This window comes from Nonomuraea sp. bgisy101, assembly GCF_057708945.1.
Map to the genome: position 1 here is coordinate 77556 of NZ_JBYITD010000016.1, position 19735 is coordinate 97290.

Sequence of the window (19735 nt, forward strand, 5' to 3'; positions counted from 1 at the left end):
GTCGAGGCCACCGGGGTCACCCGGTGGCCTTCCGCTTTCCACGCCACTCCAGCGGGACTCCGGTGCCCGCCGTCACGCCGGGGCCGGCTCGCCGTACAGGATGAACCGGGCGTGACCCCGCTATGGTGGGGGGCGTGATTAGAGTGGGTGTGCTCGGGGCGCGCGGCAGGGTCGGCGTCGAGGTGTGCAAGGCCGTCGAGGCGGCAGGTGACCTGGAGCTCGTGGCGGCGATCGACAGAGACGATCCGATCGAGTCGCTGCAGGGCGCGCAGGTGGTCGTCGACTTCACCCATCCCGACGTGGTCATGGGCAACCTGGAGTGGGCCATCTCCCACGGCATCCACCCGGTGGTCGGCACCACCGGGTTCGACGAGGGGCGGCTGGCCACCGTGCGCGGCTGGCTGGAGCGCTTCCCCGGCACCAACTGCCTCATCGCGCCGAACTTCGGCATCGCGGCCGTGCTGATGATGCACTTCGCCCAGCAGGCGGCCAAGTACTTCGACTCGGTCGAGATCGTCGAGCTGCATCACCCGAACAAGGCCGACGCCCCCTCGGGCACCGCCCGCCGTACCGCCGAGCTGGTGGCCGAGGCGCGCGCGAAGGCGGGGATGGGGCCGATGCCCGACGCGACCAGCTCGGAGCTGGACGGGGCGCGCGGCGCCGACGTCAACGGCGTCCACGTCCACGCGGTGCGGCTGGCCGGGCTGATCGCCCACCAGGAGGTGCTGCTCGGTGGCAACGGCGAGATCCTGACCATGCGGCACGACACGATGAACCGCGCCTCGTTCACCCCCGGCGTGCTGCTGGGCGTGCGCAGGATCGCCGAACTGCCCGGCCTCACCGTGGGCCTGGAACCCCTTCTCGACCTGTGAGAAGTGAATGTGCCCATGCCGAGGCATGGGCACATTCTGTGGAGGGGATTCCGGCCCCGCACGGCCGGGCTCGATCATCACACTAATGCCAAACTCGAGCATTCTCTGAAAGGTGCGTGCGTGTCGGTGGTGCGTTGGGCGGACAAGGGGGAACTGTCGGGCCTGGCCGACGTGGAGAGGGCGGCCGACGGGCTGTTCGCGCAGGTCGGAATCGTTTTCCCGCCCGGGACGACGATGATCGAGGAGTGCGACGACCCGAGCAGAGTGCTTGTCGAGGGCAGGGGCTTCGCCATGATCAGCATGGTGGACGGGAACGTGCACCTGGACCAGCTCGCCGTCCACCCCGACAGCATGCGGCAGGGGATCGGCGGCAGGCTGATGTCGGCCGTGATCGACCACGCGCTGGCCGTGGGCGCGCCGGGCGTGACGCTGACGACGTTCAGGGACGTGCCGTGGAACGGGCCGTGGTACGAGCGGCACGGGTTCGCGGTCATGGACGACCCGGGCCCCGAGCTGAGGGCCATCGTCGAGCACGAGCGTGAGCTCGGCATCGAACTCGCACCACGGATAGTGATGTACCGTCCCGTAGTGTGAGGTTTCGCGATGAACTGTGGCGGGCGATGGACGGCATCTACCGCCAGATCCTGCGGCATCCCTTCCTCGAAGGACTGACCGACGGGTCGCTCCCGCGCGAGGCCTTCCGCCACTACGTCATGCAGGAGGCGCACTTCCTGCCCGACTACGCCAGAGCCCTGGCCGCCTGTGCCGCCAGGTCGCCGCAGCCGGCCGCCGTGCACAGGTTCGCCGCCGACGCGGCCAGGACCGTCGAGGTGGAGCACAGCCTGGTGGTCGAGCTGCTGGCCGCGTTCGGGCTCGACGTGGCCGAGGCGCTGAAGTCGCCCGCCGGGCCGACCACCGTCGGCTACGCCTCGTACCTGGTGCGGACGTGCTCGCTCGGCACGTTTCCCGAGGCGCTCGGCGCGATCGTGCCCTGCTACTGGATCTATGCCCGCGTGGGGGAGAAGCTGCTGGCCGACTCCTCGCCCGACCCGCTCTACGCGTGGTGGATCGAGACCTACGGCGGCGAGGACTACCAGGACACCGTCGCCGGGGTGCTCGACCTGCTCGACGGCCTCTCCCTGACCGCGGACGAGCGCGAACGGCTGGTGGAGCGGGCGGTCACCACCGCCCGTTACGAGTGGATGTTCTGGGACGCGGCGTGGCGCCAGGAGAGCTGGCCATGCGGCTGAGGGACCTCGTCCGCGACGACCACCTCGCACTGAAGGTGCTGACCGGGCACGACCTGCTCGACCGCAGGGTGCGCGGCGTCGCCACCACGGACCTGCCCGACCCGTCGCGCTTCGTCAAGCCCGGTGAGCTGGTGCTGACGGAGCTGACCTGGCACACCGGCGCCGATTCGTCCACCGCGTTCGTGCACAGGCTGGGCGAGGTGGCGGCGCTCGTCTGCGGCACGGGGCTGAAGGTGCCGCCGTCCGACCTTCTGGACGCCTGCGCCGCCGCGGGGCTCCCGTTGCTGACGCTGCCGGTGGACGTGCCGTTCAGCCGGGTCACCGAGCACGTCCTGCGAGCGCTGATCGCCGAGCTCGGCGCCACTCCCCGCAGGCCGTACGGCGGGCGCAGGCGCCTGGCCAGCACCCTGGTGGACGGCGGCAGCCTCACCAAGCTGGTCGACGCCGTCGCGGGTGAGCTCGACGTGCCCTGCTGGGTGATGTCGCCGACCGGACGCGTGATCGTCGGCTCGCAGCCGCTCGACGAGGACTCGCGCGCCCGCCTCGCTCACACGTTCCTGACCGCGCGTTTCCTGCCCGGCATGCTCGATCGCCTGTCGGTCTTCCCGATCAGCAAGGGCGCCCCCCACCGGATCGCCAACTGGTTCCTCGCCTACAGAGGGGAGGGCGTGCCGGGCGACAGCGAAGACGTCCTGGTCGAGCTGGCCGCCCTCGTCGCGCTCGAACGCTCGCGGCTGGAAGCCGCCCAGCGCATCGAACGCCGCGTCCTGGACCAGCTCCTGCGGCTGCTGGAGTCGGGCGACGCCTCCCTGCCGGGAGTCGTCTCCCGCCTCCACACCCTCCACGTGGAGACCGAGCACGGGTTGCTGGTCGTCGCGCTCACGGCCGGGGGGCCCGAGACGGGCGTCGCCGTACTCGACGAGCTGCTCCGCCCCCTGGCCCCCGGCATCGTGACCGCCTCGGGGGAGGAGGCCGTCGCGCTGGTCCCTCTCGCGGGCAACAGCGCGGCCGAGCTGACCGAGCACCTGGTGAAGGGCGCGCGGATCCTCGAAGCGGGCCTGGGAGAGGAACGCATCGCGCTCGGCGTCAGCAGCGTCACGACGGGTCCCGCCGGGCTGAGCGGGCTGATCGAGGAGGCCAGGCACGCCCGCTCCCTCGCCTCGCTCGGCGCGGACAGGGTCAGCGTGGTCACCGGCGACGACGTCAGCTCGCACCGGACGCTGCTGGCGGCGATCCCCGACCCGCTGCGCCGCTCGTTCAGGGCCCGGCTGCTGGGGCGGCTGGAGGCCTACGACGCGACCAACCAGACGGACCTGCTGGAGACGCTGGAGACGTTCCTCGATGAGTCGGGATCGTGGTCGGCGACGGCCGACCGGTTGCACGTGCACGTCAACACGCTGCGCTACCGGTTGAAGCGGATCGAGGAGCTGACCGGCCGGTCCCTGAACTCGTGGGACGAACGCGTGGACTTCCTGCTCGCCCTGCGGATGCGCTAGCCGTTGAGAAGGATCTTCAGCAGCTCGTCGGGCGCGTCCCGCATGAGGTTGTGCCTGCTGTCCAGCGCGTGTGTCGTCCACGTCGGGTCGTCGCGCAGCCGCTGGTAGACGGGGGTGAACGGCGACTCGCCCGCCCATCCGGCCGCGTAGACGTAGTCCCTGCGCCGGAACCGGCCGAGGTCGTCGCTGAGCTGGATCGGCTGGAGCAGCGAGGCGAGCGGGTGGGGGGTGGCCCGCGGGTCGAAGAACGGCAGCGGCCGTACGGCGTGGCCGCTGTCCGTCACGTCCATGTACCAGGCGCGCTCCTGGTCGGAGACGAGGGTCCAGCAGGAGTCGCCGTGCCGCGGCACGACGGCGTCCAGGTAGACCAGGGAGCCGACCCGCTCGGGGACACGGTCCGCGGCCCCGGTGATCACCATGCCGCCGTAGCTGTGGCCGACCAGCACCGCGTCCTCGACGTTCTCGACCTCGAGCACGCCGACCACGTCCTGGACGTGCGTTTCGAGGTTCACTCCCGCGTTCAGCAGGTGGCCGCGCTCGCTGAGTCCGGTCAGTGTCAGCGGGTACACGCGGTGACCGCGCTGCCGTAGCCGTTCGGTGAGCGGCTCGTAACTCCAGCCGCCATGGCACATGCCGGGAACGAGAACGAACGTCGCCACGATCACACTCCTCGATCGTCGGGGCGGGCGGGTGTCAACGGGCGGGTGGGACGAATTCGGGCTGGTCGAGCAGGCGCAGCCAGCTTCCGTCGGGCTGGCGCCTGACGACCTGGGCTCGGGCGCCGGCCCCGTCCTTGGGCGGGGTCGAGGTGAGGGCGATGTCGCCGCTGACCAACGTCGGGAGCGGCTGTTCAGGCTCGAAGCGGGGACGGCCGGCCAGCACCTTCTCCCACAGCGCGCGGATCGCCTGCCTGCCCACGGTCTGGCTGCCGGGCGGGTAGGCCAGCACCGCCTCCTCCTCGTAGAGGGCGGCGACTCCTTCCGCGTCGCCGGCGTTGGACCGTTCGACGAACAGGCGGGTGATGTCCTCGGGCCGCATGGCCTTCTCGTACTCCGGCATGACTTCCTCCTGAGGTGGGCTTGCGCCTCCCAGTCTCGCCACCCTCTGGTCCAGAAGTCCAACAGCTGGTTCTGATGGAAACTAGAATCAACAGTTATGGAGCTGAGGCAGCTGGAGTACTTCGTCGCGGTCGCCGAGGAGCAGAACTTCACCCGGGCGGCCGAGCGGGTGCACATCAGCCAGTCCGGCGTCAGCGCGCAGATCCGCCGGCTGGAACGCGAACTCGGCGCCGAGCTGTTCGACAGGTCGGCGCGCAACGCCACGCTCACCGTCGCGGGGAAGGCCGCGCTCCAGCACGCCCGCGCCGCGCTCGCCGCCGCGGGAGCCGTCGGGCAGTCGGTGGGGGAGGTGGCCGACCTGATCCGGGGCAGGCTCACGATCGGGATGGTCATCGGCTGCACCATCACGCCGCTGTTCGACGCCCTGGCCGCGTTCCACCGGGCACACCCGGGGGTGGAGCTCTCGCTGCTGGAGGACAACTCCGACCGGCTCGTCGAGGGGGTGCGCGCCGGCGCCCTCGACCTGGCTCTCGTCGGGACGGCGACCGCCACCCCCGACGGGCTCGACTCGATGACGATCATCAGCGAGCGGCTCGTCGTGGCGGTCCCGCCCGGGCATCCCCTGGCCGCACGGCCGCGAGTGACGCTGCGCGATCTGGGCGCCCACCCGATCGTGTGCATGCCACCGGGCACCGGCCTGCGCACCGTCTTCGACCAGGCCTGCGCGGCACAGGGCCTCCAGCCGGCCATCGCGTTGCAGGCCAGCGCCGCGGACGCCATCGCCGACCTCGCAGCCCGGGGGCTCGGCGTCGCGATCCTCAGCGACTCGATGGCCGCCCGGTATCGCGACCGGCTCACGGCCTTCACGATCGACGACGTCGAGGCGCCCGCCCTGCTGGCCCTGGTCTGGAAGGGCGGGCACAGCCCCGCCGTCCGCGAACTGCTCGTGCACGGCCGTCAGGCGTTCACCCAGGCCGACCCCGGCAGGTGACGTGCGCGGAGCGTGCTCCGAGACGGCCGTGCCTCAGGGGCGGTCCCCTTCGGGCTGGTTCAGGACGGCGCCGCGGTCGCGAGGCCGAGCAGCATCATCGCGTCGTGGTCGGGCGTGCCGGGTTCGGCCTGGTACACCACGAGCCGGTGCCCCTCGCTGCGGGCCACGGTCAGCACCTCGTAGCTCAACGTCATCCGCCCGACGACTGGATGCTGGAAGCGCTTGCGCCCGTTGGTCCTGGCCCGCACGTCATACCGCTCCCACAGCCCCGCGAACTCGCCGCTCTTCACCGACAACTCATCGATCAGCCCGGTCAGCTCCTCGGCGTCGGGGTGCGCGCCCGCGGCGGCCCGCAGATGGGCGACGGTCGCCGCCGCGACCTCCTCCCAGTTGCCGTAGACCCGCCTGGCGTCGGGGTGCAGGAAGGTGTACCTGGCGGTGTTCCTCGCCGCCGCGGGCCACTGCTCGATGCCGGGCAGCAGCTTCATCCCCTGCTCGTTGGCGGCCAGCAGATCGTTGGCGCGGCTGAGGACATAGGCCGGGTACGGCCTGATGATGTCCAGGAGGCGGCGGACCTCCGCCCGGATCCCGCGTGAGGGCCTCGCCGGAGCGGTCGCCTCCACCGGCAGGCGGGCCAGCTCGAACAGGTGCCGCCGTTCGTCCTCGTCCAGACGCAGCACCCCTGCGACGGCCTCCAGCACCGGTCTGCCGGGGTTGTTCTGCTTGCCCTGCTCCAGCCGGGTGTAGTACTCGATGCTCACCCCCGCGAGCATCGCCACCTCCTCCCTGCGCAGCCCCTCGGTACGGCGGCGGCCCGTCGTCGCAGGCAGCCCGGCCTCCTGCGGCGACACCCTGGCCCGCCGCGAACGCAGAAACTCTCCCAAACCACTCACCCGTCGAGTATGCCGCCCGGCCGGTCCTGTGTGGGGTGCCCTGCCAGGGCACCCCTTCGGCAGGTCTGCCTCGTCCCGCCGGCGGGGCGCAGACTGTTGCCGTACCGAAGAACGAGGAGAGACGTGATGACGAAAGTCGCAGTGGTCGGGCTGGGGATCATGGGCAGCGGCATCGCCGCCAACCTGGTCGCGCACGGACACGAGGTCGTGGTGTGGAACAGGACTCCGGGTCGCGCGGGTGGGCTGACGGAGGTCGCCACCCCCGCCGAGGCGGCCACGAGCGCCGAGGTGGTCTTCGAGGTCACCGCGGACGACGACTCCTCCAGGCAGGTGTGGCTGGGCGCTGACGGGATCCTGGCAGGCGCCGGGCCGGGCACGGTGCTCGTTTCCTCGGCGACCCTGTCCGTGGACTGGGTGGCGGAACTGGCGGCCGCATGCGCCGAGCGCGAGCTGACCTTCTACGACATGCCGGTCACCGGGGGTGCGGCCGGTGCCAGGACCGGAAACCTGGTCATGCTCGCGGGTGGCGACCCCGCCATGCCCGCGACGCTGGAGGACGCTCTGGCGGCGATCTCCAAGGAGGTCAGGCACTTCGGACCCGTCGGCGCGGGAACCAGGTTCAAACTGGTGCTCAACGCCCTTCAGGCGACCCACATGGCGGCCTTCGGGGAGGCGCTCAAGCTGGCCACGGCCGTGGGCCTGGACCGTGAGCAGGTGGGAAGGGCCCTGGTCGACAGGCCCGGCGGGGTCATCACCGAGATGGCGTGGCAGAGCGTGATCGCCCCGCCCGAGCCGATCAACTTCTCGGCCGAGTGGGCGCGCAAGGACCTGGACTACGCCGCCCGCATGGGTCAGAGCGGCGCGCACCCGATCCTGGACAGCGTGCTGTCGGTGTTCTCGGCCGCGGTGGCCCAGGGGCACGGGCAGGACGACTGGAGCACCGTGGCGGTTACCCCGGTGTGAGAAGGTTCCGAAAAAGTGCGATCTACCTGCGGAGCGCGTCCGGGCTCAGACTTCTGCCATGAGCATCGTCACTCGCCTGGACTACAGGCCCTTTCCCGAAGATCCGCACAACTACAAGCCGAACTCGCTGCACTCGTTGGTGATGGATCCGGCCCGGCCCGACGGCCGCCACGTCAAGGACATGGTCCTGAACTTCGAGCTCCTCGCGCCTGACGAGATCATCCCGGTGCACGTGCACACGAACGAGGAGGTCCTCATCGTCGACGAGGGCGAGGCCGAGGCGTTCTACGACGGGGAGTGGCAGCCGGTGGGGCCGGGGGCGGTGATCCTGGTGCCGGCGGGCGTCTCCCACGGGTTCCGGAACACGTCAGGCGGGACGGTACGGCTCCACGCCGTGTTCGCGGGCTCCGTGGTCGGCACCCGGCTGCTGGAGCGGAGCCCGGCACCGGGCACCGAGAGCGAGCCGGTGCCGCCCCCGTCCATCATCGACTTCCGCGCCTACCTGGGCCGCTGACTCACTCGGCGCGGGCGTCGTAGGCGGCTCGGGCCGCGTCGATCTCGTCGAGGTGGCCCTCCGCCCAGGTGACGAGCCCGCCGACGAGGTCGAGAAGGGTACGGCCCAGCGGCGTGAGCGCGTACTCGACGCGGGGCGGCACGACCGGGTAGACCCTCCTGGAGACGATGCCGTCGCGCTCCAGGTCGCGCAGGGTGACGGTCAGCATCCGATGGCTGACGCCTTCGATGCCGCGGCTGAGCTCGGTGAACCGCTTCGTCTCCGCGCCGAGCTGGGAGATCACGGACAGCGACCACTTGCCGCCCACCCGGTCGAGGATCTCGCGAGCCCGGCACGCCGCCGGAGTGTGGTCGAGGACGCCCATGGTGATCTCCAACCGCGATGGTTCCGGACAGGAACCCTCTTACTCGACGTAACCTATCCGCGGCCGCCGAGGTTGTCGATCACATCGCGCGATGCCGAGCCCGCGAGGCGCCGTCAGGACCGGGCGGCGTACTCCTCGAGCTCGGCGAGGTATCCGTCCTTCACGTGCCGGGGCAGCCACGTGATCTCGAAGGCGTTCCGCTGCACCTGCAGCAGCTCCTCCCGCGACAGCTCCAGAGCCTGCAGGTTCTCCTGCACGTATCCGGGGAAGTACGCCGGATCGTCGGAGTTGATCGTGACCCGCACCCCCAGATCCAGCAGCTTCCTGATCCCCGTGGCCTTCATCGAGTCCGTGACGATGGAGTTGGAGATCGGGCAGCACGTCAGCCCGATCCCCTTGTCGATGACCCGCTGCACCAGCTCGGGGTCCTCCAGGATGTTGACGCCGTGGTCGATCCTGTCGACGCCGATCTCATCGAGGCACTGCCGGATGTGCTCTACGGAGTTCTCCTGGTCGACGTCGCAGTGCATGGTCAGCAGGTAACCCTCCTGCCTGGCCCGCGCGTACACCTCGGCGAACTTGACGGGCGGGTTGCCCTTCTCGTCGGAGTCGAGGCCGACGCCGACGATCCACTCCTTGTACGGCAGCGACTCCAGCAGCGTCGCCATGGCGTACTCGGCCTGGAAGTCGCGCAGGAAGCACATGATGAGCTGGGCGCGGACGCCGAGCTGGGCGTGGCCGTCCATGAGCGCCCTGCGCAGGCCGCGGATCACCACGTCGAACGGGACGCCGCGAGAGGTGTGCGCCTGCGGATCGAAGAAGATCTCGGCGTAGCGGACGTTCTGCGAGGCTGCCTTGCGCAGGTACGCCATGGCCAGGTCGTAGAAGTCGGGCTCGGTGCGGAGCACGCCCATGCCCTCGTAGTAGACGCCGAGGAAGGACGGCAGGTCGTCGAAGGCGTAGGCCGCGCGCATCTCCTCCACCGACGCGTACGGCAGCGCGATGCCGTTGCGCCGGGCCAGCTCGAACTTGAGCTCCGGCTCGAGGGTGCCCTCGATGTGCAGGTGGAGCTCGCACTTCGGCAGCCCGGCGATGAAGTCGTTCAACGGATGACCTCCACGATCTCGAGGTTGACGCAGTCGACCAGACCGAGGTCGGTGACCGCGTAGTCGGGGATGGCGGTGATGGACAGGAAGAACAGGTACATCAGCGGCGCCGGCAACGCGCACCCCAGCGAGCGTGCCACATCGTCGAGCCGCTCCTCCAGCACCGCCATCTCGGCGGCAGGGAGGTCGGACACGATGCCCGCGACGGGCAGCGGCAGCGACTCCACGACGGCGCCGTCGACGACGACGACCTGACCGCCGCCCATCGCCGAGACGGTGTTGATCGCCAGCGCCATGTCGGAGCGGGAGGCGCCCACGCAGATGATGTTGTTGTCGTCGGGCGCGGCGCTGGTGGCGATGGCCCCCTTGCGCAGGCCCATCCCGCTGACCATGGCGACGGGCCTGTTGCCCGTCTTGCCGTACCGCTCGACGACGGTGACCAGCAGCGCGTCGTGTTCGACGGACGGCTCGACGACGCCGTCGACGACGGGAAGCGTGACGTCGCGCCGCCTGCGCACGAAGACCTGCTCGGTGAACTCGAGCGTGAGTACGGTGACCTCGTCGGCGTCCGAGCGCAGCGCCAGGTCGTCGGCGGTGACCTCGCGCACGGGGAAGGGCCGCACCTCACCCCTGGCAGGCGGTACGGCGGGCACGACCATGGCCCCGCCCCTGGCCACCAGGCGGCCTCCCGCGACCACCTCCCTGATCGTGAAGTCCTCGAGGGAGTCCACGATCAGCACGTCGGCGAAGCGGCCCGGCGCGATGCTGCCGACCAGGTCGTCGATGCGGTACATCTCGGCGCAGTTGACCGTGGCCATCTGGATCGCGGTGACGGGGTCCACGCCCGCCTTGATCGCCATCCTGACCAGCTTGTCCATGTGCCCGCCCGCCAGCACGTCGGCCGCGTGGACGTCGTCGGTGCAGAACGCGACGCGGCGCGCGCCGACCTTGGCGACCACCTGGATGTTCTCCTGCAGGAAGTGCGCGACGGACGACTCGCGGACGATCGCGTAGATGCCCTGGCGGAGCTTCTCCAGCATCTCCTCGTGGCTGTAGGACTCGTGGTCGAGCCTGATGCCCGCGGCGGCCAGCCCGGCGATACGGCGGGCGTCCGACAGCGGCGCGCAGCCGAAGATCGGCAGCCGCCGGTTGTGGGCGAGTTCGAGCGCCTCCATCACGGCGGGGTCGCCGTGCTCGACCATCTCCTGCACGGTCTCCCAGATGCCCACGCACTCAGGCCATTCGTGGGCGACGCGGTGCTCGGCGGGGCCGAAGGTGTGGCCGACGGTCGACTGCGGGACGGTGTAGGGGGCCTTGGCGGGGGCGCCCCACCAGATCCGCATGCTGGTGGCGGCCGCCTCGTTCAGCGCCTGCCGTACCCCGTCGAGGCCCTCGGCCACGAGGATCTGGTCGAGGCCCGAGACCACGCTGGTGGTGCCGAAGGGGACGACCAGGTTGGCGAAGCTGGTCACGGACAGCTTGCTGCACTCGATGTGCAGGTGACCGTCGATGAGGCCGGGCACGAGGAAGCCGCCGCGCGCGTCGATGATCTCGGTCAGCGGGCCGCGCTCGAGGGAGGGACCCACGGCGGCGATCCTGTCGCCGCTGATGCCGATCTCGGCGGGGTAGAGCTCGCCGGTCAGCACGTTGACGAGCGTGCCGTTGGTGATGATCGTGTCGGCGGGCCTGCGGCCGTAGGCGACGTCGAGCAGGTCATGCATGGGCGAGCTCCTTGACGGGGACCGGACGGCGGTCCAGGGCGGCGTAGACGATTCCGGCGACGACGAAGCCGGCGAAGATGCTGAAGTCGGAGCCGCCGGTCGCGCCGGACACCCAGCCGACGAACACGCTGGAGTTCAGCCAGAGCGCGGCGGCCACCATGCCGAAGGCCTGGGCGACGAGGCCGGACCAGCGGACCTGGCCGGGCGCGTGCTCGTCGAAGAGCGACGCGGCGTCGTAGCGGCCCCTGCGGCGCAGCCAGTCGGTGACGTACACGCCCGCCCACGGCGCCAGCCAGATCACCAGCAGGCCGAGGAAGGCGTTCAGCATCGTGTTGAACGAGTCGGAGGTGATCGCGACGAAGGTGATGATCACGCACAGGATCAGGTCGAGGACGACCGCCAGCCACCGCTTGACGTTGATCCCCGCGGCCTGCAGGTTCAGTCCCGAGGAGTAGAGGTCGGTGGTGTTGGCGGCGAAGAGCGTGACGACCGTCAGCAGCAGGTACGGCACGACGAACCAGGACGGCAGCGCTCCCGGCAGGCCGGAGATCGGGTCGCTGGCGTTGGTCACGACCGTCGCGACGGCCGCTCCCAGCACCATGAGCAGCAGGTACGGCACGAAGCCGCCCAGGAACGCGTAGCCGAACACCGCCTTCCTGGAGGAGTCGACGGGGAGGTAGCGGGAGTAGTCGCCGCCGAGAGGCGCCCACGACAGACCGCCGCCCGACATCACCAGCATGACCGCCAGCGTGAACGTCGAGAAGTCCGCCGACCCGGCGGCCGACAGGTTCGCCTTGGGCGCGACCAGGATCGCCATGATCACGAACATGACCAGGAACACCCAGGTGAGGTACTTCTGCGCCTTCATGACGGCGGAGTGCCCGATCAGCGGCAGGATGAGCTGGATGAGTGCGGCGACCAGCACGATGGCCACCTTCAGCCCGAGGCCGTCGCTCTGGACGCCCGCCTGCTCCAGCAGCGTCAGCCCGGCCAGGGTGATCATCACCATGCCGCCCGCCTCGAAGCCGACCATGTTCAGCCAGCCGAAGAAGCCGAGCACGCGGGCGCCCTTGTTGCCGTAGGCGGCGCGGGAGATCGCCATCGTGGACGTGCCCTGCTGCATCCCCTGGATGCTGCTGAACCCGACCAGCGGGAAGGCCAGCAGGTTGCCGATGACGATGGCCGCGACGGCCTGCCAGAAGCTCAGCCCCATCGCGACCACGATCGTGCCGTAGACCACGGTGAACACGGTCGTCGTCGTGCCTGCCCAGAGGAAGAGCAGGTCGCGAGGACGGCCGTACCGTTCCGCCGCAGGAACCAGCTCGATCCCGCGTTGCTCCATGGACGGTCCCTTCCGGAGTCACTGAATATCCGGATTCAGTGAACCAGGCGGGTTTGACCAGGGCGCTTATGCGCGCATACGAGATCGGCTCGCCGGTTTGTATCCGCCTACAAGGTGATCGCCAGGCCGACGGCGAACAGCAGGCCGTAGGCCATCTGCAGCTTGCCCGTGGCCTGCAGGACGCCGATGAGCGCGGGGCCGGTGGCGCCCGACCGGACGGTCTTGACCGGGCCGATCGCCAGCGGCGCGGCGAGCACCGGCAGCGCGGCGAACGGCGTGAACGGGATCAGCAGCAGCGGGATCACGAGCGGGGCGACCAGGCACACCGTGTACATCACCCTGGTGCGCTCGGCGCCCAGCACCACGGCCAGCGTGCGCTTGCCCGCGGGGCCGTCGGTGACGACGTCGCGCAGGTTGTTGATGACGAGCATCGAGCACGACAGCAGGCCGATCGGGATGGAGGCGGCCAGCGCCACCCACGACAGGTGCCCTGTCTGGACGAAGGCGGTGCCCATCACGGGGACGGGGCCGAAGAAGACGAAGACGGCGGCCTCGCCGAGCGCGCGGTAGCCGTAAGGGCGCTTGCCGCCGGTGTAGAACCAGGCGGCGGCGATCGCCGCCGCGCCGACCAGCAGCACCCACCAGGCCTGCGTGGCGACCACCAGCGTCAGGCCGGCGACGGCGGCCGCGGCGAAGCAGCCGAGCGCGGCGGCCAGCACCTGGCGTGGCGCCGCCACGCCGGAGCCGATCAGGCGCATCGGGCCCACCCGCTGGTCGTCGGTGCCCCTGATGCCGTCGCTGTAGTCGTTGGCGTAGTTGACGCCGATCTGCAGGAGCAGCGCCACCAGCAGCGCCACGACGGCGCGCCACCAGATCGGGCTGCCCTCGCCTATCGCGACGCCCGTGCCGACCACGACGGGCACGACCGCGTTGGGCAGGGTTCGGGGGCGTGCGCCCGCCACCCACTGGTTGAGAGTCGCCATCAGCTGATGTCCGTCGTGAGCCTGACCATCCGGATCGGACGGCCCATGTCCAGCACGCGTTCGGCCATGTCCTCGCCCCAGCCCGCCGACTCCAGGAAGCCGAGCATCGCGTAGTTCTCGGCGAACACCCAGGTGACGATCTGACGGAAGCCGTCCTCGCGGAGGTAGTCGACGGTCGCGTTGAGCAGGCGGCTGCCGTGGCCGCGCCGGACGAAGTCCGGGTCGACCAGCAGCGTCAGCATCTCGGCCGTCACCGTCGGGTCGAGGTCGGGGTCCTCGGCGGGGGCGTGGGAGGCCAGGCCGACCACCCGCTCGCCGCCGCGCGGGGTGGCGGGGGCGTTGGCGCCGCCGAGACCGAGAGCGGGAAAGCCCTCGGTGTCGAGGATGGTCTCCACGGCCACGAGGACGCGGTGCATGCGCGTGGGCGGCGCGACGATCGCCTCGTCCCACTGGCGCAGCCACATCTTCTCGGCCGCGGGACCCGTCATCTGCTCAAGAGGTCCCTCGGGCAGGAAGTCCCGATAGCCGTAGCGCCAGGCGCGGATCTGAGTGTTCGCAACCTGGAGCACATCCTCGCGCCGGGCCGCCCGGACGCCTACGTCTGCCATCTCGGCCCGCTCCTTCGCCTGCCGTTGTGCCCGCGACCGGAGGATCTCGAGGGCACGTGTTACACCGTATCGGTGATTCGGGGCTCGCGATGACGCCTGGCTCGATAAGCGCGGGTGTTCGTCCGGTTACGGGACACCATCGTAAACGCTTGATCAGCTCAACCGGGCGTAGGCGTCGGCCAGCCGCCGTACTCCCTCGGTCAGCTCCGCCACGTGGACGGCGGCGCTGTGGGTGAGCCGCAGGCGGGGACCCGGCGGCTCGGCGGGGTAGTAGATGCGGCCAGGACTCACCTGGACCCCGTTCCTACGCGCCTCCTCGACCAGCGCGGCCTCGTCGACGTGCGGCGGCAGCCGTACCCACACGTGCTTGCCGCCGCGCGGCAGCAGGTGCGGCTCGGCGTCCGGCAGCAGGGCGGCCAGGGCGGCGAGGAGCGCCGCGCGCCGCGTGGCCAGCTCGGCGTGGACCGCGGCCAGATGGCGGGGCCACGCGGGCGAGCTGACGAACTCCAGCGCCGTCTCCTGCAGGGGCCTGGCCACGAAGAACGACTCCACGAGCTGTCCGGCCCTCAGCCGCTGGGCGGCGGGCCCTCTGGCGATCACGGCGGCCAGGCGCAGGCTGGGCGCGAGGATCTTGGTGAGCGAGCTGACGTGGACGACCGTGCCGTAGCGGTCGAGAGCGACCATCGGGGTGGGGGCGCGATCGGTCAGGTAGCGGGCGTAGTCGTCCTCGATCACGAACGCGTTGTGCGCCCTGGCGACCTGGAGCACCTGCTCTCTGCGCTCGCCCGTGAGCGTCGCGCCCGTCGGATTGTGCAGCGTCGGCTGGCAGTAGAAGACCCGCGCGCCCGTCACCGCGAACGCCTCGGCCAGCAGGTCGGGCAGGACCCCGTCCGCGTCCATCGGCACCGCCGCCGTCCGCAGCCCAGCGGCCTTGGCCGCCGCCATCGCCCCGGGATAGGTGGGCGTCTCCATCAGCATGGTCGTGCCGGGGGCGGCCAGCGCGCGGAAGGCGTGGCTGAGCGCGGCCTGCCCGCCGCTGACGATCAGCGCGTCGGCCGCGGTCACCTCGCCGCCCGCCTGCCTGGCGAACCAGCCGCGCAGCTCGGCGACGCCCGTCAGTGGTGGCGCCGCCCACGCGTCCAGGCGCTTGACCGCCCGCGACGCGGCCGCGGACAGCTGCCTGTCGGGGCGCATCGCGGCGTTGAGGTATCCGCCGGTCAGCGGGATCACGTCCTCGGGAGGCGCGGTGAGCAGCGCCGTGACGCCCGAGTCGTCGATCACCCTGTCGCCGAGCGCCACCGTCTGCCAGGAGAGGTCGGGGACCTCCCTCAGCGGCGTCGGCCGTGGGGCGACGAAGGCGCCGCTTCCCGGCTTGGTGATGACCCTTCCCTCGGCGGCGAGCTGCCCGATCGCCCTCGACACGGTCACGGGACTGACCCCGTGGCGCCGCATCAGCTCGCGGCTGGACGGCAGGCGGTCTCCCGGCTGCCTCGCCGCGATCTCCTCGCGCAGCATCGCGGCGACCTGGGCGATACTGCTATCGTCTTTCATGAGAGATAACAATAGCGCTATCGTCGCCGCTGGAGTAACGGTTCCTGCCCCTCTCCAGCACGCGCGGCGCGGCACCCTCCTGGCCTTTCTCGGCGTGCTCGCCTTCTCCGGCTCCTTTCCCGCCACCGTGTTCGCGATGCGCGGCTTCGACCCGTGGCTGGTGGCGATCGGGCGAGCGCTGCTGGCCGGGCTCGTCGCGATGGCCTGTCTCAAGGCCGCCCGCCTGCCGCTGGTGCCGCCGCGCGCCCAGTGGGGCTCCTACGCGATCATCTCTCTGGGCGTGGTCTTCGGCTTCCCCGTCTTCAGCGGCCTGGCGCTCCACCTGGGCGCCAGCACCGCCCATTCCGCCGTGGTGATCGGCCTGCTGCCCGCCGCGACCGCCGCGTTCGCCGTCTGGCGCGCGGGCGAGCGCCCGCGCCCGCTGTTCTGGGCCGCCTGTACGGCCGGAGCCGTCGCGATCACCGTCTTCACCGTCTCCCAGGGCGGCGGAAGCGTGTCCCTCGCGGACGTCCTGCTGATCGCCGCGCTGCTGTCGGCGGCCATGGGCTACACCGAGGGCGGCCGGCTGGCCCGCACCACGCCCGGATGGCAGGTCATCTCCTACGCCCTGGTGATCTCGCTCCCCGTGACGCTGCCCGTGTCCGTCGCGCTGGGTCTCGCCACGCCCATCGTGCTCTCTCCCGCGTCGGTCGGCGGGTTCCTCTACGTCGGGATCATCTCGATGTTCCTCGGATTCGTCCCCTGGTACGCGGGTCTCGCCCAGGGCGGCATCGCCCGCGCGGGACAGACCCAGCTCACCCAGCCGCTGCTGACCCTGGTGTGGGCGTGGCTGCTCATGGGGGAGCGGTACGGCGTGGCCACCGTGCTCGGCGCGCTCGCCGTCCTGGTCTGCGTGGCGGTTACGCAGCGGAGCCGTACATAGTGCTTGAAAGACGTGACACCTCAGCGCAGGATGGGGGCAGGAGGTGTCACAAATCATGGCCGACCTCACGATCCCCGAAGGCGGATTCTGGCCAGCGCCCGAGATCCCCCAGCCGAACATCTATCCGATGGAGTGGCGGGTCGAGACCGAGAAGCTGGCGGCTATCTACGAGAAGTCCAAGCGCATGGTCTGGAACCCCGCCGACCTGCCATGGGACGGGCTCTCCCCTGACGACTTCACCGTCGAGCAGCGTCTGGGGATCATGTACTGGTTCGCCGTCCTCGCCAACTTCGACGCCTCGGGGCCGGCGGTGTTCGCCCGCGCGACCATCCAGGCGTTCGAGAAACACGAGGAGGACCCGGTCCGCAAGTGCTTCTTCTCGATCACCAGGGACGAGATGAACCACGAGGAGTGCTGCCAGCGCACCATCGCCAAGCTGTGGCCCGGCGGCCCCCTCGACTGGACCCCCGTCACCGACCTGGAGAAGGCCGCCCACAACAACATCGGCTGGCTGTACCACAACGGCGGGCGCTACTGGAACGGCTACACCGCGGCGGTGGGGAAGTACTCGCTCCCGGTGCTGTTCACGTCGTTCATGATGGGGGAGATGGCGGCCTCGACGCTGTTCAGGGGGATGGCGTCGGGTACGCGGCACCCCGTGTTCGGTGAGATGTTCCAGCGCATCGGCAGGGACGAGTCCCGGCATCTGCAGATCTGCATGACGATCCTGGAGAACGAGTGGCCGGGCCTCACCGACGACGTCCGCTCCCTCATCACCCGGCAGCTACGGGCGGGCTTCGTCTTCCTGTCGATGATCCTGTGGGAGCCGCCCGAGGGGTTCTGGGACCTGCCGCCGTACTTCCTCGCCAACCACCGGGTGCTGATGGACCACGCGCGTACGGCGGGGCTTGGCGTGCTGTCGTACGAGGAGCAGGCGGAGAACTGGCGCGTGGCGATGGCCAGGGTGCGAGCGATCGTGGAACGGTGGGGGATCGAGTTCCCCGCGATTCCCGAGCTGGACATCGAGGGCGTCCCTGTCGACTTCATCGACCCCGAGGACATCATCCCTGTCTTCTGAGCCCCGGCGCGCGAAAGCCCTTCCCGGCTGTCCATGGGACGCGGGCCGGGAGGGCTGCTCTCCTGGCCCTAGTAGCCGCCGCCTCCGTCGCCGTGGTTGTCGCCGAGCCGGGCGCGGCACTTGTCCGGGTTCGGCTTGTCGTCGCAGGGGCCGTTCACGGACGTGAGAGACGTGGTCGAGGGCGTCCCCGTCACGGTTTCGGCACTGGCGAACTGGGCCGGCATCGTCACGGGCGCGATGAGTACCGAGGCTCCCATCGCCCCGGCCGCGAGAACGTTTCTGATCTTGGTCATTGACGACTCCAGGGGTGGATCAGCCGCGCCCCGGACGAGGCCAGGGTCACAGGGGCGCCGCATCGCGTTCGGCGTCGATGTCCACGCTAGCCAGCGAGGGCTCCGGCGGTCGCCAAAGGAACCTCAAAGCCTTGAGTCGGGCATATTACCCTTTCGCCACGTAGAGCGATATTTCATTACTTAGAGCGATATGTGGTCATGGCCTTGTGTCGGGAGCCCCTGCGGCCACTCGGGCGGACGCCGGACCGGGATGGCAATGTTCCGTCAAGTCGCTGCGATGCGGATGAGTTGTCGTCCCGGTCATCCGGGGTCCAGGGGCCGGCGCGACCGGTGTGTCGGAATCGGGATCTTGGTCGCCGGGCCCGGGTAGGCTGCGGATCATGTGGGGGCGAATCGACGGGCTCAGGATTCTGGGTCTCGGAACCCCAGGTGACATGCGCACCTGGCTGAACGACCTGGTCATGTCCAAAGCCAAGACCGGCACGGCGGGCCTGCTGGAGTACGACTACCGAGCGGAGAACGAGGAGCTCGAGCACGTCGGAGAACGTCTGGCCCTCGTCGACGACAACGGCGGACAGCTGGCCGAGGTCGAGGTCACGGCGGTCACGGTCGTCCCTTTCAACGAGGTGACCTGGGAGTTCGCCGACTCGGAGGGTGAGGGTTACCGTTCGGTCGACCACTGGGGCGAGGCCCATCGCCGCTTCTGGACCGACGCAGGTTACGAGGTCCACGACACCACCGAAGTCGTCTGCATGTCCTTCCGCCTGATCGACGGCGACAGCCGTCCGGCCTCGGAGGGCGTGGCCTCCGGATCCTGAGGCCGGTCAGGGTCCCCGGACGCGACGCGGCCCCCGGACGGCACCCTTGTGATTCCACGCGCGTCGCGCTGTGGCGCGGGTGCGGCCCGAGGGCGATCCGGTATGTCGAGGATGTTGGACAGGCACCTCAAGGCACGCGGGACCGGACCGGCCGCTGATCTTCAGGATGCCCTGGGCCGATGCCAAGGGCTGGATCAGGTGAGCATCCGATCGATGGTTCCACTGTCACGGGTGCCATGGCTTCGGCAGGCGCTGTGCGAGTACGCCACGCGCCTGCCGAAGGTGGTGGTAGGGCCCTCTCTGGGTGCGGTTGCCGTCCGCCTCCGGATCGAGGCGCTGACCGGGCGGTGCGGTCCGGGTATCGGTGTCGAGCCGCCGCGGTCGAACGGCCACGCGAGGCCGCCGTGGTTCTCGAACCTGCGGAGTCCACTCCTGGCTGTCCAGGCGGGCGGGCCGGGGAGGGCCTTTCTGTCAGCCTCCGAGGACGCGAAGCGTCAGTCGTTGCCCCTGCCGTTTCGGCGACTGGTGATGCTGTCGTCGAGGCTGTCGCCGAGACCGCCGCTGCCCATGCCGTTGCCGTGGCTGTAGCCCAGCATGGAACGGCACTTGGAAGGGTTGCTGGCGAATTCGCAGGGACCGGCCGAGGAGGCGAGAACGGGCGCGGCCGAGAGTGTCCCGGCCACGCTCACGGCACTGGCGAGCTGTGTCGGCATCGTCACCGGCACGACGAGGACTGAGGCCCCGATCGCCCCGACCGCGAGAGCGTTCCTGATCTTGATCATGACGGATGACTCCATGGTGTGTGAATCAGTGGCGTCCTGGCGATGCGCGGGCTGATAGAGCAGCGGAACCGGCATCGCGCCTGGCATCGATTCAACGTTGAACCAGATTCCCACGCTAATGAACGAGGGC

At 70.2% G+C, this 19735-nt stretch carries 22 protein-coding genes; 10 read left to right on the forward strand and 12 right to left on the reverse strand.

Annotated features, from left to right (window positions below; translation table 11 throughout):
• Positions 1 to 134 precede the first annotated feature (134 nt).
• The 4 genes from dapB (at position 135) to AC3EO4_RS28545 (ending at position 3618) form a co-directional block, all read left to right on the forward strand.
• Positions 135 to 872, forward strand: coding sequence for a 4-hydroxy-tetrahydrodipicolinate reductase (gene dapB, locus AC3EO4_RS28530; RefSeq protein WP_379581063.1), 738 nt, complete (start codon positions 135 to 137; stop codon positions 870 to 872).
• Between the two features lie 120 nt (positions 873 to 992).
• Positions 993 to 1466: a GNAT family N-acetyltransferase gene (locus AC3EO4_RS28535; RefSeq protein WP_379581064.1), complete on the forward strand. Its 474-nt coding sequence runs from the start codon at positions 993 to 995 to the stop codon at positions 1464 to 1466.
• Complete coding sequence (locus AC3EO4_RS28540; protein ID WP_379581065.1) at positions 1463 to 2122, forward strand: TenA family protein; 660 nt, start codon at positions 1463 to 1465, stop codon at positions 2120 to 2122. The genes AC3EO4_RS28535 and AC3EO4_RS28540 overlap by 4 nt, the downstream gene beginning before the upstream one ends.
• Entirely contained in the window at positions 2113 to 3618 is a 1506-nt protein-coding gene (locus AC3EO4_RS28545) for a PucR family transcriptional regulator (RefSeq protein ID WP_431898603.1), read from the forward strand. The genes AC3EO4_RS28540 and AC3EO4_RS28545 overlap by 10 nt, the downstream gene beginning before the upstream one ends.
• Here AC3EO4_RS28545 and AC3EO4_RS28550 read toward each other — a convergent pair.
• Together AC3EO4_RS28550 and AC3EO4_RS28555 are read right to left on the reverse strand one after the other, a co-directional pair.
• Positions 3615 to 4277, reverse strand: a complete 663-nt coding sequence (locus AC3EO4_RS28550; RefSeq protein WP_431898604.1) for an alpha/beta fold hydrolase — start codon at positions 4275 to 4277, stop codon at positions 3615 to 3617. The genes AC3EO4_RS28545 and AC3EO4_RS28550 overlap by 4 nt on opposite strands.
• A 34-nt stretch (positions 4278 to 4311) precedes the next feature.
• The gene (locus AC3EO4_RS28555; RefSeq protein WP_431898605.1) at positions 4312 to 4677 is read right to left on the reverse strand and encodes a YybH family protein; all 366 of its coding nucleotides are present in this window, start codon (positions 4675 to 4677) and stop codon (positions 4312 to 4314) included.
• Positions 4678 to 4773: 96 nt separating this feature from the next.
• On the opposite strand from AC3EO4_RS28555, the gene AC3EO4_RS28560 reads away from it, so the two are divergent.
• A complete protein-coding gene (locus AC3EO4_RS28560) occupies positions 4774 to 5667 on the forward strand; it encodes a LysR family transcriptional regulator (RefSeq protein WP_379581069.1) in 894 nt (297 codons plus the stop codon).
• Positions 5668 to 5726: 59 nt separating this feature from the next.
• Here AC3EO4_RS28560 and AC3EO4_RS28565 read toward each other — a convergent pair whose 3' ends face one another.
• Positions 5727 to 6560, reverse strand: coding sequence for a helix-turn-helix transcriptional regulator (locus AC3EO4_RS28565; RefSeq protein ID WP_431898606.1), 834 nt, complete (start codon positions 6558 to 6560; stop codon positions 5727 to 5729).
• Between the two features lie 126 nt (positions 6561 to 6686).
• Between AC3EO4_RS28565 and AC3EO4_RS28570 the strand changes: the two genes are divergently transcribed.
• Together AC3EO4_RS28570 and AC3EO4_RS28575 are read left to right on the forward strand one after the other, a co-directional pair.
• Positions 6687 to 7523 carry an NAD(P)-dependent oxidoreductase gene (locus AC3EO4_RS28570; RefSeq protein ID WP_431898607.1) on the forward strand — a complete coding sequence of 279 codons (837 nt, stop codon included), beginning with the start codon at positions 6687 to 6689 and terminating at the stop codon, positions 7521 to 7523.
• 58 nt (positions 7524 to 7581) lie between these two features.
• Positions 7582 to 8037: a cupin domain-containing protein gene (locus tag AC3EO4_RS28575; RefSeq protein WP_379581072.1), complete on the forward strand. Its 456-nt coding sequence runs from the start codon at positions 7582 to 7584 to the stop codon at positions 8035 to 8037.
• A 1-nt stretch (position 8038) separates the two neighbouring features.
• Here AC3EO4_RS28575 and AC3EO4_RS28580 read toward each other — a convergent pair whose 3' ends face one another.
• The 7 genes from AC3EO4_RS28580 to AC3EO4_RS28610 form a co-directional block, all read right to left on the reverse strand.
• A complete protein-coding gene (locus AC3EO4_RS28580) occupies positions 8039 to 8401 on the reverse strand; it encodes a winged helix-turn-helix transcriptional regulator (protein WP_431898608.1) in 363 nt (120 codons plus the stop codon).
• Between the two features lie 113 nt (positions 8402 to 8514).
• The gene (locus AC3EO4_RS28585; RefSeq protein WP_431898609.1) at positions 8515 to 9507 is read right to left on the reverse strand and encodes an adenosine deaminase; all 993 of its coding nucleotides are present in this window, start codon (positions 9505 to 9507) and stop codon (positions 8515 to 8517) included.
• Entirely contained in the window at positions 9504 to 11228 is a 1725-nt protein-coding gene (locus AC3EO4_RS28590; RefSeq protein WP_431898610.1) for an adenine deaminase C-terminal domain-containing protein, read from the reverse strand. Before AC3EO4_RS28590 ends, AC3EO4_RS28585 begins: the two co-directional genes overlap by 4 nt.
• On the reverse strand, positions 11221 to 12570 hold the full coding sequence (locus AC3EO4_RS28595) for a purine-cytosine permease family protein (protein WP_379581076.1): 1350 nt from the start codon (positions 12568 to 12570) through the stop codon (positions 11221 to 11223). The genes AC3EO4_RS28590 and AC3EO4_RS28595 overlap by 8 nt, the downstream gene beginning before the upstream one ends.
• Before the next feature lie 107 nt (positions 12571 to 12677).
• A complete protein-coding gene (locus AC3EO4_RS28600) occupies positions 12678 to 13553 on the reverse strand; it encodes a 1,4-dihydroxy-2-naphthoate polyprenyltransferase (RefSeq protein WP_431898611.1) in 876 nt (291 codons plus the stop codon).
• A complete protein-coding gene (locus AC3EO4_RS28605; RefSeq protein WP_379581078.1) occupies positions 13553 to 14161 on the reverse strand; it encodes a GNAT family N-acetyltransferase in 609 nt (202 codons plus the stop codon). Before AC3EO4_RS28605 ends, AC3EO4_RS28600 begins: the two co-directional genes overlap by 1 nt.
• A gap of 153 nt (positions 14162 to 14314) precedes the next feature.
• Positions 14315 to 15712 (reverse strand): aminotransferase-like domain-containing protein, encoded by a 1398-nt coding sequence (locus tag AC3EO4_RS28610; RefSeq protein WP_431898612.1) that lies wholly within the window; start codon positions 15710 to 15712, stop codon positions 14315 to 14317.
• Between AC3EO4_RS28610 and AC3EO4_RS28615 the strand changes: the two genes are divergently transcribed.
• On the forward strand, positions 15711 to 16634 hold the full coding sequence (locus AC3EO4_RS28615; RefSeq protein ID WP_379581080.1) for a DMT family transporter: 924 nt from the start codon (positions 15711 to 15713) through the stop codon (positions 16632 to 16634). The genes AC3EO4_RS28610 and AC3EO4_RS28615 overlap by 2 nt on opposite strands.
• 55 nt (positions 16635 to 16689) lie before the next feature.
• Entirely contained in the window at positions 16690 to 17712 is a 1023-nt protein-coding gene (locus AC3EO4_RS28620; protein ID WP_379581081.1) for a hypothetical protein, read from the forward strand.
• A gap of 68 nt (positions 17713 to 17780) precedes the next feature.
• Here the strand turns inward: AC3EO4_RS28620 and AC3EO4_RS28625 are convergent, their stop codons facing one another.
• Entirely contained in the window at positions 17781 to 18005 is a 225-nt protein-coding gene (locus AC3EO4_RS28625) for a hypothetical protein (RefSeq protein WP_379581082.1), read from the reverse strand.
• A gap of 434 nt (positions 18006 to 18439) precedes the next feature.
• Here AC3EO4_RS28625 and AC3EO4_RS28630 point away from each other — a divergent pair, with 434 nt between their 5' ends.
• On the forward strand, positions 18440 to 18823 hold the full coding sequence (locus tag AC3EO4_RS28630) for an ASCH domain-containing protein (RefSeq protein ID WP_431898613.1): 384 nt from the start codon (positions 18440 to 18442) through the stop codon (positions 18821 to 18823).
• A 494-nt stretch (positions 18824 to 19317) separates the two neighbouring features.
• On the opposite strand, the gene AC3EO4_RS28635 is transcribed toward AC3EO4_RS28630, so the two are convergent.
• Positions 19318 to 19719 carry a hypothetical protein gene (locus AC3EO4_RS28635; protein ID WP_379581084.1) on the reverse strand — a complete coding sequence of 134 codons (402 nt, stop codon included), beginning with the start codon at positions 19717 to 19719 and terminating at the stop codon, positions 19318 to 19320.
• Between the last annotated feature and the right edge of the window lie 16 nt (positions 19720 to 19735).